Genomic DNA, 14,542 nt, shown 5'->3' on the forward strand with positions numbered 1-14,542 from the left:
CCACATTTGTAGGAGAACCACCTAAAAAACGGTGATAGTTTTTAGTTTCTGAAATACTCATGTTTTTTTCATGACCTATAAAATCAATCAATATTTCTCCTATACACAATATATCAATGGTCTTCACTAGTCGATTAATATTTTAAAATTATTATTTAATGATTGATGCAGGATTACTGCTCCTGCCGCACTCCAGGCACATTTAGGTACGCCTATAGGTTCACCTGTCAAAGAATGGAAATTTTCATAAAAAGCAAATTCCTTAAGAGCATTTAATTGATTCATATTCTCCAATAAATCTTGAGCTGCTTCTTCATATCCCATACGACATAAGGCTAATCCATAAAATCCGTTTACCATAGGCCAGCTACCACCATTATGAAATTCATATGGAAAGTTCCTGAATTCATATTTACAATTATCTTTTAATAAGTTCCACTGCTCATCTTCTTGCATCACTGGTGGCCAAAATGCCGGCAACACATGGAGTTTGTTTTGAGATAATAGATTTTGGCTGTACGCAACTATGCTTTCTTTAAGATCTGAAGTGCCTAAGTTCAGTATCAAGAATAAACTGTTTGCAAATGCATCAAATTGCGTTTTATATCCAGATGGTGAAAATGACGCTGGTAGATAACTTTTCTTATCCTTGGCCTCATAAGCTCTAGGGTGAAATTTATCAGAGTCTGAATCACCTATAAAATTTATATGCAACTGCTCTTCAATAGCATTAATTTTATTACTGACATCCTTGTTGTTCTCAAAATGATTATAGCTTTTTAACGCCCATAATCTTAAAAGCTGGTCGTATAAAACATATCCATCAGTGATGTATTCATCTGCCCAGTTACCAGATAATGGTATGTACATTAAATGTTTGTTGTTAAATTCCCAAGCATTTAAGAGTTTTAAACATTTATCAATGTTAGGTTTATATGTTTCTACTATTTGATGATCTTCCTTATAATATGCGAGCTGGCAAACTCCTATTACAAACCACGTTACCGCATCTACTCTACCTGCAAGACCACCATAACTTACTTCTACTTTTTTACCCTTAAAAGCAACATTAGACGGTATGGTTCCCATTTCATGTTGATGTGCTGCAAGAGTATGGATGGTTTTCTCAAAAGTTTCAATGAGTTTACCATCTCCAGAGGCAAGTGCTGCTAGACCGCATATGACTCCATCTCTAGACCACACCCTTTTATAGTTTGATATGTCTAAAGCGCTTGCAAGAAAACCATGCTTAGATGAGGCTTTATGAAGCAACTCAATTGATTTATTATAAAAAACGTTATTCATGCACGGCAGGTTTTCTAGTTTGAATAAACAGTGTCGCTATAGTAGCAAGAATTAATAATGTCCCTGCAAAAGTGATGGCATTACGTGGATCGTTACCTAAAAAATTCTTAAGCACATATCCAAATGACAACGTTTGAAATATCATAGGTATCACTATCATCATATTTATAATACCCATGTAAACGCCATAACGCTCTTTAGGAATATTAGATATTACCATTAAATAAGGAATTCCCATCATACTCGCCCATCCTATCCCAAATCCGGTTATTGCAAAGAGTAACAAATTTTTATCAGCTATGTGAGGAAATGCTAGAAACCCAGCAGCAGCAAGTAATAAACAAACCGCATGAACTAATTTAGGACTGTATTTTTTTGCAAAACCTACTAATGCAAAAGCCACTAAAAAGGTTACTACGTTATACCAGCCATTTACTAAACCTGTCCAACTTACTGCCTCGCTATATACTTCCTCATTAGCCGGTGTTACATTCCAAACAGAAAGTGCGACACTCTTTGAAGCGTTTTGCCAGTAACAAAACAGCGCATACCATTGAAAAAAGTATACTAGAGCAAGTTGCCACATCACCTTAGGCATATCCTTAATAGCCGATGCAATTTCAATAAGTGGTCCTAAAACTGAACGTTTTTCTGCACGCATTAAAGCAAGCTCTTCGTCCGTAGGAGGTATTTCTTTAGTTTTACTATTACTCCATAAAACAGATCCTATTGAAAAAGCAGCGCCTAAAAAAAATGAAGCATAAACCCATGTAGGTAAAGAACCTGTTTTACCGATTATAAAAATGGGGAAAACAACTATAGATAAATTTGCAAGCACCTGTCCTAGACCGGTAAAGAAACTTTGCATTTGAAAACCTGTAGGTTGCTGTTCTGGTATCAGTTTATCAGCAATTAAAGCTCTGTAGGGTTCCATCGCTGTGTTATTTCCTGCATCAAGAATCCATAGTAATCCAGCTGCCATCCACAAAGAACTGCTAAAAGGAAAAAGCAATAAGCTCACACTACATAACAATGCACCTATTAAAAAATAAGGTTTGCGGCGTCCAAATTTAGGTGACCATGTTTTATCACTCATAGCGCCTATGATAGGCTGTACAAGTAATCCAGTTACTGGACCTGCTAGATGTAAAATAGGTATTTGATCTGGTGTTGCACCTAGAAAATCATAGATAGGCGTCACCGCGCTTTGTTGCAGTCCAAAACTGTATTGAATACCGAAAAAACCGACATTCATATGCAAGATTTGCCAAAAATTCAGCTTTACTTTACCTATCATTTTTTAAATTTTATCAAGATCAACATTCTATGCTTGAGAGTTTACATCTTTTCTATGGTAAATTGAATTAGGAAATAAAATTGGCATTAAATAAATAATGCCAATTCTACTCAAGTTTACGTTAGGATCTAATTCAAAATTGTTATCCAGGTTTCTATTAAATGAAGTATGAAGGGTTATCTCGCTTTCGCGAAAGCGAAACAACCACCACCATACGATCTATTAAAATCTATATTGCAATCCTAATGAAACAGATCTTCCAGGAAGAGCTCTCGCTCTTAAATAATTAGTCTGCCCTTCTACAATAGAACCTTCTTCAGACTCAGTGATACCTAATGTATCAAATATATTATTTGCAGATAGGTTTGCATTTAAGTTTTTAGTTATCCCTACGTTTACAAATCCGTTTACGATTACAAATCCAGGCATGATTAACTCGTTAGTGTCTTGCGCATATGCCTTAGTCTGTCCTATAAAACTTAAACCTATGGAGTTTTGTTTTTCTATACCAAAATTGTAAGATAGTATTAAATTGTAAATAAAATCTGGCTGTCTTCTAGGAGCGTTTCCATCATTATCTCCAGATTCTAGTGTTGCATTTGTATAAGTTACTGCACCTCTTACACTGAAGTCTTTCATTCTATAAGAACCTTCTACTTCTACACCAAAGGATTTATAGTCGTTGTCAATGATTAAGTCTGGATTTGTAGCTTCAAATCCTGCTTGCTCTGTAGTTGAAGAATAAAATCCTGTAACATAAATAGCTCCATTATCAAATCCTTGCTTGTATCCTACTTCTGCCTGATTTAGGAAATCCAGAGCGTTGATTCTGTCAGAATTTTGGTAATCTAATCCTGAGAACAAAATACGATCTGCCTTTGCAGATGCTCCTCTACTGTAACGTGCAAAAACAGCTTGTCTATCTTGTAACTTATAATTGATACCTAACGAATAAGAGAAGTAATCATAATCGTAGTTTACATTAGTAGGTGCTGCGTTATCTACACTATACACTGCTTGTTCTGGCGCTGAGATTACTCCATCATTATTAATATCTATGGCAGACTCTACACCACCTGAAAATGTACCGTCTACTTTACCATTATCAAATCTTATACTAGCATCAAAATTTAAATTCTCAGATGCTTCTAATGCAATATTTAAATATGGCGCAGATACGTTGTATTGTGTATCATAGTTTCTTGCAAGGTTACCCCAGAAAGGTGTTCCATAGGCATACAACCCATTTTCACTTAATGGAGATCCTGTTGAATCAAAAGCATTGATCAATCTTGCATTTTCTCCTCTTACTTCTTGCAGGTAAGAATTCCAGCTCCAATTCATGGAAACATTTTGAATCGATTTAAAGTAACCTAATGTAATGTCTAGGTTGTTATATGATTTTGATAATTTAATATCATTCATGAAGTTATTAAAGTTTTCTAACTCTACATCAAACATGTGGATACGTGCCACAAGGCTATTTGCTCCTACTGGAGAACCATCTGTGAATTGTAATGTAGATCCAGCACCAAAAGAGTCTGCAATTAACGCACCTGTTCCTACTTGCGATGGGAAAGGAGATACAAAGGCTCCACTGTTTGCAGAGAATCTACCGTTATTAGAAACTTTATATCCATTTCCTAAATCAAAATTTGCCGCTATTCCTAAGGATGTAGACACTGGATGCATACCATCTGTAACATCACCTCGTGAAGGCTCACCATCAGGCCCTAATCGTAGAGTTTGAGTTAGATTAGGAGTATGTAATGATCCTGTTGTAGCATCAAAATTAGGAGCATCTTCCCAAGTAGGGTTGGCATTTGTACCAGAAACTTGAATAGGTGCTGGTAAATAGGCGATCGCTCTATCATTTAAATACTTACCATAAACTCTTACAGATCCCTTTTCAAATTCCTTCATCAAGCTCAATTTAAACTGGCCTCCATTATTAGCAGTAAATCCAGCATCTCTTATTCCTTCACCTACTCTATAAAAACCACCAGCATGTATATATAAATCATCGGCAATCTCAGTTCCGTAGGCAAAATCAGTTCTAAAAGAATCATAATTAGCACCAAAAGTAGTTCCTATAACGCCACCTTCTGATTTTCCTGTTTTACTAATAATGTTTATGATACCACCAGGAGCATTTGAAGTTTGTGTAGATGCAGATCCTCCACGAATAGCTTCTATACGAGCAACGTTTGCGTCAAATCTTGTAAAAATATCTGCAGTAGCAAAAGACATATCTCCATATAATAAAACTGGAAGACCATCTTCTTGCAATTGTACATACTTAGAACCACCAGAAGAAATAGGCACACCTCTTACAGATATATTTGAGTTTCCTTCACCACCAGAAGACTCAGAACGTATACCAGGTATTGTTCTAAAAATCTCAGCGGTAGTTCTAGGTGCGCTTTGAGCAATAGTTTCTGTTCTCAAAGTTGTAACAGACACACTGGACTCGATTTTTGCTTTAGGATTTGTTACACCAGTTACTATTACTGCTTCTAGAGATTCTGCATTTTCTTGCATTACAAAATCTACGACAATATTAGAACCACTAACACTTACAGATTTAATGACTTTATCATATCCTAAACTTGTAGCAACAATAGTATAATCACCGTTTGGGACATTTGCAATGGTGTATTTACCATCAAAATCAGTCACAGCACCTTTATCAGTTCCTTGAAGGACTAGATTCACACCTAGAAGTGTTTCTCCTTGGGCATCTTTAGCAGTTCCAGAAATTGTCGATTGCGCGGTAACAGTCACCACTGCAAACAACAATGTGAATATGAAACTCCATGTAGTTTTCTTAATATTCATTTGAGTAAAATTTAATTATAAGTAAAAAGTTGAGTTAATAATGCTCTAAATTAGAACTAGAATAGAAAATTGATTAAAAATTTTTACCGAAAACGTTTTCGAAAATACCGAAAACGTTTTCGATTATTAGTTTTCTTGTATTTTAGCAGTAGTATTTTTGATAAATCCATTATGAAACCAGTCACATTAAGAGAAATCGCTAATAAATTAAACATTTCGGTAACAACTGTTTCAAAAGCCCTCAAGGATTATCCCGATGTGAGTCCTAAAACGAAATCGCTAGTAAAAGAGCTCGCTACCACTCTTAATTATAAGCCTAATGCCTTTGCAGTTAATTTAAGAACTAGAGAATCAAAGACTATAGGTCTTATTATTCCGGTTATTGTACATCACTTTTTTTCTAATGTAATTAAAGGAATAGTTGCTCAAGCTGAAAAGAAAGGATACCTCGTAATAATATTACAGTCTAATGAGTCCTACGAGTTAGAGAAAAAACAAATTGATCTTTTAATGAATCAAAGGGTAGATGGTATTATTATCTCTCTAGCAAACGGCACTCTAGACTTTAAACATTTAACCGATGTAATTAATGCAAATAAGCCTCTCGTTATGTTTGATAAAATTGCCAAAATCGTCAATTGCTCAAAAGTAATTATAGACGATAGAAAAGCAGCATATGATGCAACACAACACCTTATAGACATAGGTTGTAAACGTATAGCACATTTTAGAGGCTCGTTACTACCTCAAAACTCCATAGATAGATTTCTAGGTTACCGTAAAGCTCTATCTGATAATGGCATTGACTATGACCCATCTTTAGTTTATATATGTGAGTGCGATGATAATAGCTTTGAGGAAGGTAAAGAAAACGCAAGACTTCTCATGCAAGAACATAAAGATGTAGATGGTATCTTTATAAACACTGACCTGGTCGCGGTAGGTGCCATATCAGAGTTTAACAAAGCTGGTATTAAAATTCCAGAAGAAATAGCAATTGTAGGGTTCAGTAACTGGTTCATGTCCTCCATCATATCTCCCACATTAAGTACGATCGATCAACCTGGTGTAAAAATGGGTAAAGCTGCTTTTAAGCAGCTTTATAAAGAAATCAAGTTAAGAAAGAGGAATGAACCTGTAGAATATCAACAAATCGTACTAAAAACAAAATTAATTCAGCGAGACTCTACCCAGCTTTAAGTTAATAGTTAAGCTTTCGCGAAAGCGGTATTCTCAAAAACATAAGAACTACCTTACTAGTCTTTTATATTAAAATGTAAATGCGCATTCTTAGGTTTCAACGTAATCAAAGGATGGTACTCAATATTTTTATGAACAGGCTTTATTTCAAATCGCTCTAAAAGCCTAGCTATAGCAAGAACCATTTCAAAAATGGCAAAATTATTTCCTACACACATGCGCGGCCCAGCACCAAAGGGAAAGTAAAAATCTCTATAGCTTTTTGCCTTTTCCTTTTCAAAACGTTCTGGTATAAAATCTTCTGGACGTTCCCAAAGATCTTGCCTGCGATGCATTTCATAAAAAGAAACTAACCATATACTTCCTTTTTCAATTTCTATATCTTCACAAGAGTCAGCCTCAAGAGCCACTCGATCTGTAACATAAGCTGGTGGATACAAGCGCAATGTTTCTTCTACACATTGTTTAATAAAAGGCATAGCCATTAATCCTTCCATCAAATTTTCATTTTCTAAAAATTTGATTTCTTGCCTAGCTTTTAAGATCGAACCTGGATTATGAGCCATAAGTTGCGCGGCAAAACTCAAAGCGTTTGCAGTAGTTTCATGACCTGCAATAAAAAGAACTAGAATCTCATCAATAAGTTGATCATCCTCCATATGTGATCCATCTTCATAAGTGCTGTGTAACAACATATCAAGCAAGTCACCTGGCTCTTTATTTCCAGACCTACGATTGTGTATGATATTTCTAAGAATATCGCGTGCTTCCTCAATGAGACTTAATGAGTGTGGAATGCTCCTATCTCCAGAGAGCCATTCTCTATCAAAATACCATTTCATCCACGGTATTCTTAATTCCTTGATTAAAGTTTTCTGCGCCTTTTCTGTGATGTACTGCAGTCGTGAAATTTTAGCATCTAAATTATCAATATCGCCAAAATCAAAAAGGCTTCTCGCCACAACTTTAAAAGCAAGATCATTGAAGATTTCATAAACATCAGTTGGAACTGCATCTTTTATTTTACCTATTTCTTCCTGGATGACTTCATCCATGACATCCATTAAGGAACTAATAGACTTTTTATAAAATGCCGGCTGAATTAACTTACGATTTGCTCGCCATTGCTCACCGTTCTCAGTTAATAATCCATGACCGATGTATTTTCCCAAGTCTTCCGTTTGAAGTGTGGACTTATGAAAATTCTTTTGATTCTTCTGTAAAATATGTTGGGTAAGCTTTTCATCACAAGTAAAATGAATTAACAAACCTGGCTTAGGACTTATTTTAAAAGTGTTCCCATATTTCTTAAAGTTCTCTCTATGAAACGGCAAAGGATCTTTATAAATCTGTCTAGATTTAGCAAGGAATGTGAGCGTAGGAACTTGTTCGATTTGTTTCATTATGAATCAAAAAGTCCTCCTAAGTTGTTTTGTTTGATTTTCCCTAAATGCTGGTAAGCTAGCTCTGTAACTTCTCTACCACGAGGTGTGCGCATTATAAATCCTTGTTGAATAAGAAAAGGTTCGTATACTTCTTCAATAGTTTCAGCACTTTCTGAAACTGCTGTTGCTATAGTAGTAAGACCTACGGGACCACCTTTAAATTTATCAATAATGGTAGACAATATCTTATTATCCATTTCATCAAGCCCATTTGCATCTACATGTAAAGCCTTCAAGGAATACTTTGCAATATATAAATCTATATGTCCATTACCTTTTATTTGTGCAAAATCACGTACTCGTCTTAGTAATGCATTTGCAATACGAGGAGTCCCACGACTGCGGCCAGCAATCTCAATCGCAGCATCATGATCAATGGGAACATTTAGAATCTCTGCACTACGAGTAACAATTGTAGAAAGTAACTCTGTAGAGTAATATTGTAATCTAGATTGAATGCCAAATCTTGCCCGCATAGGAGCAGTAAGTAGACCTGATCTGGTGGTTGCCCCTATCAAAGTAAAAGGAGCTAGATTGATTTGAACGGTCCTTGCATTAGGACCAGTTTCAATCATAATATCTATCTTAAAATCCTCCATTGCAGAATAAAGATACTCTTCTACAATAGGACTTAATCTATGAATTTCATCTATGAATAGAACGTCTCTTTCATCAAGATTTGTAAGCAATCCCGCAAGATCGCCTGGTTTATCTAGTACTGGACCAGATGTGACCTTGATAGACACTCCTAATTCATTTGCAAGGATATGAGCTAGTGTAGTTTTACCCAATCCAGGAGGTCCATGAAAAAGTGCGTGGTCTAGAGAATCATCTCTTTGATTTGCGGCCTCTACAAATATCTTTAAATTTTCCAATACTTGATCTTGACCTGCAAAATCATCAAACGATAAAGGACGTAATGCTCTATCTACATCATGCTCTTCATTTGTAAAATGCCCACCGTTGGGATCGAGATTCTCATTCATAATTCAAATATACTACTCATTATGCAGCCTAAGAGTTTAGCAACCCAATTATTATAGTAGAAGTGCTGTTAAAAAATGTTTTAAATACGCTTTCGCGAAAGCGAGATAACAATAGCTTAACAACATTTAAGTTAGACTTGTGAATACTTACAAACCACAGTCGTATCTTAAAATAAAAAATATGAAACCAAGACAAAAGACACCCAACTTAGAATTGAATTTGATCAACGATACTCAATGGTCATTACATAAACAAGAAGCTGATTCCTTTACGTTATTGATATTTTACAGGGGATTGCATTGTCCTGTTTGTAAAAAGCAACTAGAATCTGTAAAAAATCATCTAGACGACCTAACGGAAAGAGGAATTCACGTTATAGGAATAAGTATGGATACAGAAAAGAGAGCTAAAAAGGCTGGAGAAGAATGGGACATAGACGAATTGCCTATAGGATATGAATTAAGTAGAAAAACCGCAGAAGAATGGGGACTGTATTTCTCTGAAGGAATTAGTGACAAAGAACCAGAATTATTCTCAGAACCAGGAATGTTTCTTGTAAATTCAGACGGAACGTTGTATTTCTCTTCAGTTCAATCTATGCCATTTGCAAGGCCTAGTATCGAAGATGTGATTAAGGCAGTAGACTTTATAAAAGATAAAGACTATCCGGCGCGAGGAGAAGCATAGATATAAAATTAAAATATATAAAAAAGCCGCTAATTTCTTAGCGGCTTTTTTATATGAATTATAATTAGAAGGCTAGTGATTCAACTCTTCTTCTCCATCTTGTAGTGGAATATGTTGTGGGGCATAATCTTGTCCTGCAATTACATACTCACCATCTTCATTTACCTTACTGTAATCATAAGGCCATCTATAAACTGTAGGAATAGGACCAGCCCAGTTACCATGAATATGTTTATCACCAGTTGTCCATTCTAATGTATTAGATTTCCATGGATTTGCAGGTGCCTTTTTCCCATAGAAAATAGACTTAACAAAATTGTAAACAAAGAATAACTGAGCTAAGGCAGTTGCAATAGCAAAGTAAGTAATCAACTTGTTAGTATCTGCAAGATCGTCGAAGTATGGGAAATTCGTATTAGTATAATAACGTCTAGGTAATCCGGCCATTCCTACGAAGTGCATAGGGAAGAATACTCCATAAGCACCGATTGCAGTTAACCAAAAATGAACATAACCTAAATTCTTATTCATCATACGATTAAACATTTTAGGGAACCAGTGGTATACACCGGCAAACAAACCGTACAATGCAGAGATACCCATTACCAAGTGGAAGTGAGCTACCACAAAGTAAGTATCGTGTACGTTAATATCTAATGTACTATCTCCTAGAATAATTCCGGTTAAACCTCCAGTTATAAAAGTAGATACTAGACCGATGGAAAAGAGCATTCCAGGATTCATCTGTAGATTACCTTTCCATAAGGTGGTTATATAATTAAATGCTTTTACCGCTGAAGGAATCGCAATTAGTAACGTTGTAAATGTAAATACAGATCCTAAAAATGGATTCATACCAGAGATAAACATATGGTGACCCCATACGATGGTCGATAAGAAAGCGATCGCTAATATCGAAGCAATCATCGCACGATAACCAAAAATAGGCTTACGTGAGTTAGTTGCTATGATCTCAGAAGTAATACCTAATGCTGGAAGTAATACAATATAAACTTCTGGGTGACCTAAGAACCAAAACAAGTGTTCAAATAATACCGGAGAACCACCTTGGTGAGCTAAAACTTCACCTTTAATATAAATATCTGATAAGAAAAATGAAGTTCCAAAACTACGGTCCATAATTAAAAGAAGCGCAGCCGATAATAAAACTGGGAATGAAACTACACCAATAATCGCAGTAACAAAGAAAGCCCAGATCGTCAGAGGCAATCTAGTCATAGACATACCTTTAGTTCTTAAATTGATTACCGTAACAATGTAGTTAAGAGAACCTAATAGAGACGAAGCAATAAATATGGCCATAGAAACTAACCATAATGTCATACCAAGTCCAGATCCACCCATCGCTTCAGGTAAAGCACTCAATGGAGGATAAATAGTCCATCCAGCAGCCGCTGGTCCTAACTCTACAAATAAAGATCCTATCATTATCGCAGCAGAGATAAAGAACAACCAATAAGATACCATGTTTAAAAAACCAGATGCCATATCTCGAGCACCAATTTGAAGTGGTATCAAAAAGTTAGAAAATGTTCCACTTAAACCTGCGGTAAGTACAAAGAATACCATAATGGTACCATGTATTGTAACTAATGCTAGATACATATTAGGGTCCATAACACCGTCAGGTGCCCATTTTCCTAAAAGAGCTTCAAATATCATATTTGGCTCACCAGGATTTGCAAGCTGCATTCTCATTAATACAGACATCGCAATACCGATAGCACCCATGATAAGACCAGTAATAAGATATTGCTTAGCAATCATCTTATGATCTTGAGAGAAAATATATTTAGTTACAAAAGTTTCCTTATGATGGTGGTGTCCCTCATCATGTCCGTGATCTGCAGTAACAGAGATAGCTTGTCCCATAGTTCTAGTTTTCAGCGTTAGCTAAAGTTTTTTCAAATGTTGTTTGTGTTTCTAACCACTCGTTGTACTCCTCTTCAGTTTCAACCACAATTTTCATTTGCATGTTGTAGTGAGAAGCACCACATATTTTATTACAAAGAAGATAGTATTCAAATTCATATGGATCTAAGGCCACATCACCGCTTTGAACTAACTCCTCGCTTTTTTGTCGTCGTATCTCATTAATCTTACGAACTTTTTCAGTCATAAACTCAGTTGACTTGTAATCCTCTGAGGTTACGGTCGGTGTAAACTTAAATTGTGTCACCATACCAGGAACAACATTCATTTGAGCTCTAAAATGCGGCATGTAAGCTGAATGCAAAACATCTTGACTTCTGAACTTAAATAATACTGGTCTATTTACTGGTAAGTGTAATTCAGTACCAACCATATCGTCCATACCGTCTGCATCTGTAGGGTCAATACCTAACTGATTAACACCTTCTATGAAGCGAACATTTGCATCACCTAAAGTATTATCAGCTCCACTATAACGAACTTTCCAACCAAATTGGTAAGCATAAACTTCAACAATTAAAGGGTCGTCATCAGTATTTGCATCCATTATATCATTCCATGAAAATAGTCCCCATAGAATCAATCCAGCCAAAACAACAACAGGAATCGCAGTCCAAATAAACTCAAGTCGATCATTATCTGCATAAAATAACGCTTTCTGTCCCTTACGTCCGTGATACTTATATGAAAAGTAGTGTAGTAAACCTTGTGTTAATACCTGTACAATCATTATAACTACAGTAGTAAGCAATAAAAGATCGTCATACTCACCACCATGAGCAGATGCTGCATCTGGTAAGAAATAATCGTTGTAAGCGATAAAACAATAGATCATTAATATATAAAGACCTATACCGAAGATCAACATATATTGACCTTGTCTTTTGTTATCACCATCGTTAGCTACTTCAACAGCATCCGTGTCTGGCTCAGGAGCCTTACCTAGAGACACTATTTTAGAAATTTGCCAAATTGAAATTGCAAATAAAGCTGCTATAAATATGATTAGAAATGCTGTCATTACAGATGTTTTCTATTAATTTTTAATAATGAAAATGTTTACTCTCTCCTAAATAAGGATCTCCTTTAGCGAGCAATGGAGCCTTAGATATCGTGTTGAATACATATAATATAAATAATCCTGCAAAGAATAAGAATGCTCCTATTTCTGGGAAACCTATAAACCACGACTCTCCTACTGTTGCTGGCATCACCATCACATAAATATCAAGATAGTGTCCTAATATTATAAATAAACCTGCCGTAACAACAAACCAGTTCACTCTCTTGAAGTCAGAATTCATAAGAATTAACAGTGGAAATAAGAAGTTAATAGCTACCATACCAAAGAATAATATGTTGTAGTCTTCAATACGAGTTACAAAATAAGTAACCTCTTCTGGCATATTAGAGTACCAGATCAACATAAACTGTGAGAACCATAAGTACGTCCAAAATATACTAACTCCAAACATGAACTTTGCTAAATCATGAATATGTGAATCATTCACAAACTCCAGATATCCTTTTGATTTAAGGAAGATCGTTATCAATGCTATAGTCGTAATTCCTGACACAAACATACTAGCAAAAACGTACCATCCAAATAAAGTTGAGAACCAGTGAGGATCAAAACTCATGATCCAGTCCCATGACATGATAGACTCCGTAACTATGAAGAACACAAGGAACATTGCGCTGTGCTTAAAACCTTTTTTATACCAGGCTATGTCTCCATCTTTAGCCTCGTCTTGTTTTAAACCGAATTTTCTAATATTCCAACGGTAAAGGTTCCAACCCACTAAAAATGCTCCAGCTCTAAATAACCAAAAAGGAACATTTAAATAACCAACTTTCCCAGCTACAATAGCATCGTAATTCTCGTGTCCCACAACGTCTATTCCTTCTTCCATCCAAACAAATAAATGATTGATATGGAAACCAGATAATAGCAAAAGAACAAACATTATAATTCCACCAGGTAATATATAACTGCTAATACCTTCCATCACTCTAAATAATACTGGAGACCATCCTGCCTGCGCTGCTTTTTGAACGGCATGAAAAGCAAGAGTTCCTAAACCTATCATGAAAAAGAAGAATGCAGCAACATATACCGCTGCCCAAGGCTTATTTGAAAGCTGGTGATATACATGCTCTGCATGCTCATCTTCATGGTTAGTTGCATGACCTTCTGAATGATGATCTGACGAAGTTGCATGTCCAGAAACCGCGTGATCATCAGCTGCTGAGCTATGATTATCCTCCATCGCACCATGACCACCGCCATGAGCTGCCGCTTCAGTCGCAAGCATTTCCTTAACTTCTTCTTCAGAACCTGGCATTTGCCAAAAACCTACCGCAGTTAATACCGCTCCCAAGATCATCAGGGCGAAAGCGACAATTTTTAATTTGCTAGTTACCTTATACATAAATAAAATATCTTCTATGGCTTAGTTGCCATCTGTTGTTGGTTCATTTTCTGTAGAATCAGCATCTGTTTGATGTGATTCACTGTTGTGGTCCTCTTCTGATGTATGATCCATGCTGTCATTGTGATCTACATTAGAATTCATAGCATCTGCTGTTACATATTCACGAGCAGGCTCACCTTTAAGCTCACGAGTCAAAGCACCCACATGATGAGCAATTTGCCACCTCTCCTCTTCAGAAGTTTGTGAAGCATAAGAACCCATGTAGTTAATTCCATAATACATTACGTGATAGATACTACCTTGAGTAATTTCTCTAGCATCATAACTTGGTACACCGAGGATCTTTTCCGTTTTCATTAAATGACCTTGACCATTACCTTTATTACCATGACAAA

At 36.0% G+C, this 14,542-nt stretch carries 11 protein-coding genes and 1 pseudogene; 2 read left to right on the forward strand and 10 right to left on the reverse strand.

Annotated elements, in window-relative coordinates; genetic code table 11:
* The 4 genes and pseudogenes from A9Q93_RS01305 to A9Q93_RS01320 all read right to left on the reverse strand — a co-directional run.
* Nucleotides 1–127: pseudogene (locus A9Q93_RS01305) on the reverse strand (carbohydrate kinase); the annotation flags it as partial.
* Entirely contained in the window at nucleotides 127–1,305 is a 1,179-nt protein-coding gene (locus A9Q93_RS01310; protein WP_303685575.1) for a glycoside hydrolase 100 family protein, read from the reverse strand. The pseudogene A9Q93_RS01305 and the gene A9Q93_RS01310, both read right to left, overlap by 1 nt.
* Nucleotides 1,298–2,560: an MFS transporter gene (locus A9Q93_RS01315; RefSeq protein WP_369674681.1), complete on the reverse strand. Its 1,263-nt coding sequence runs from the start codon at nucleotides 2,558–2,560 to the stop codon at nucleotides 1,298–1,300. Before A9Q93_RS01315 ends, A9Q93_RS01310 begins: the two co-directional genes overlap by 8 nt.
* A 264-nt stretch (nucleotides 2,561–2,824) precedes the next feature.
* Nucleotides 2,825–5,440, reverse strand: coding sequence for a TonB-dependent receptor (locus A9Q93_RS01320; protein WP_303685577.1), 2,616 nt, complete (start codon nucleotides 5,438–5,440; stop codon nucleotides 2,825–2,827).
* 171 nt (nucleotides 5,441–5,611) lie between these two features.
* Here A9Q93_RS01320 and A9Q93_RS01325 point away from each other — a divergent pair, with 171 nt between their 5' ends.
* The gene (locus A9Q93_RS01325) at nucleotides 5,612–6,640 is read left to right on the forward strand and encodes a LacI family DNA-binding transcriptional regulator (RefSeq protein WP_303685578.1); all 1,029 of its coding nucleotides are present in this window, start codon (nucleotides 5,612–5,614) and stop codon (nucleotides 6,638–6,640) included.
* 56 nt (nucleotides 6,641–6,696) lie between these two features.
* Here A9Q93_RS01325 and A9Q93_RS01330 read toward each other — a convergent pair whose 3' ends face one another.
* Together A9Q93_RS01330 and ruvB are read right to left on the reverse strand one after the other, a co-directional pair.
* Nucleotides 6,697–8,043, reverse strand: coding sequence for a cytochrome P450 (locus A9Q93_RS01330; RefSeq protein ID WP_303685579.1), 1,347 nt, complete (start codon nucleotides 8,041–8,043; stop codon nucleotides 6,697–6,699).
* Nucleotides 8,043–9,071 carry a Holliday junction branch migration DNA helicase RuvB gene (gene ruvB / locus A9Q93_RS01335; RefSeq protein ID WP_303685580.1) on the reverse strand — a complete coding sequence of 343 codons (1,029 nt, stop codon included), beginning with the start codon at nucleotides 9,069–9,071 and terminating at the stop codon, nucleotides 8,043–8,045. Before ruvB ends, A9Q93_RS01330 begins: the two co-directional genes overlap by 1 nt.
* 181 nt (nucleotides 9,072–9,252) lie before the next feature.
* Between ruvB and A9Q93_RS01340 the strand changes: the two genes are divergently transcribed.
* Nucleotides 9,253–9,759 (forward strand): peroxiredoxin-like family protein, encoded by a 507-nt coding sequence (locus A9Q93_RS01340; RefSeq protein ID WP_303685581.1) that lies wholly within the window; start codon nucleotides 9,253–9,255, stop codon nucleotides 9,757–9,759.
* Between the two features lie 72 nt (nucleotides 9,760–9,831).
* Here the strand turns inward: A9Q93_RS01340 and A9Q93_RS01345 are convergent, their stop codons facing one another.
* The 4 genes from A9Q93_RS01345 to A9Q93_RS01360 form a co-directional block, all read right to left on the reverse strand.
* Entirely contained in the window at nucleotides 9,832–11,652 is a 1,821-nt protein-coding gene (locus A9Q93_RS01345; protein WP_303685582.1) for a cbb3-type cytochrome c oxidase subunit I, read from the reverse strand.
* Nucleotides 11,653–11,656: 4 nt separating this feature from the next.
* Complete coding sequence (locus A9Q93_RS01350) at nucleotides 11,657–12,733, reverse strand: cytochrome c oxidase subunit II (protein ID WP_303685583.1); 1,077 nt, start codon at nucleotides 12,731–12,733, stop codon at nucleotides 11,657–11,659.
* A gap of 22 nt (nucleotides 12,734–12,755) precedes the next feature.
* Entirely contained in the window at nucleotides 12,756–14,144 is a 1,389-nt protein-coding gene (locus A9Q93_RS01355) for a quinol:cytochrome C oxidoreductase (RefSeq protein WP_303685584.1), read from the reverse strand.
* 21 nt (nucleotides 14,145–14,165) lie between these two features.
* Nucleotides 14,166–14,542, reverse strand: a 377-nt coding sequence (locus tag A9Q93_RS01360; RefSeq protein WP_303685585.1) for a cytochrome c, incomplete at its 5' end; no start/stop codon positions are given.

Source organism: Nonlabens dokdonensis, assembly GCF_002162835.1.
GTDB classification, from domain to species: Bacteria; Bacteroidota; Bacteroidia; order Flavobacteriales; family Flavobacteriaceae; genus Nonlabens; species Nonlabens dokdonensis_B.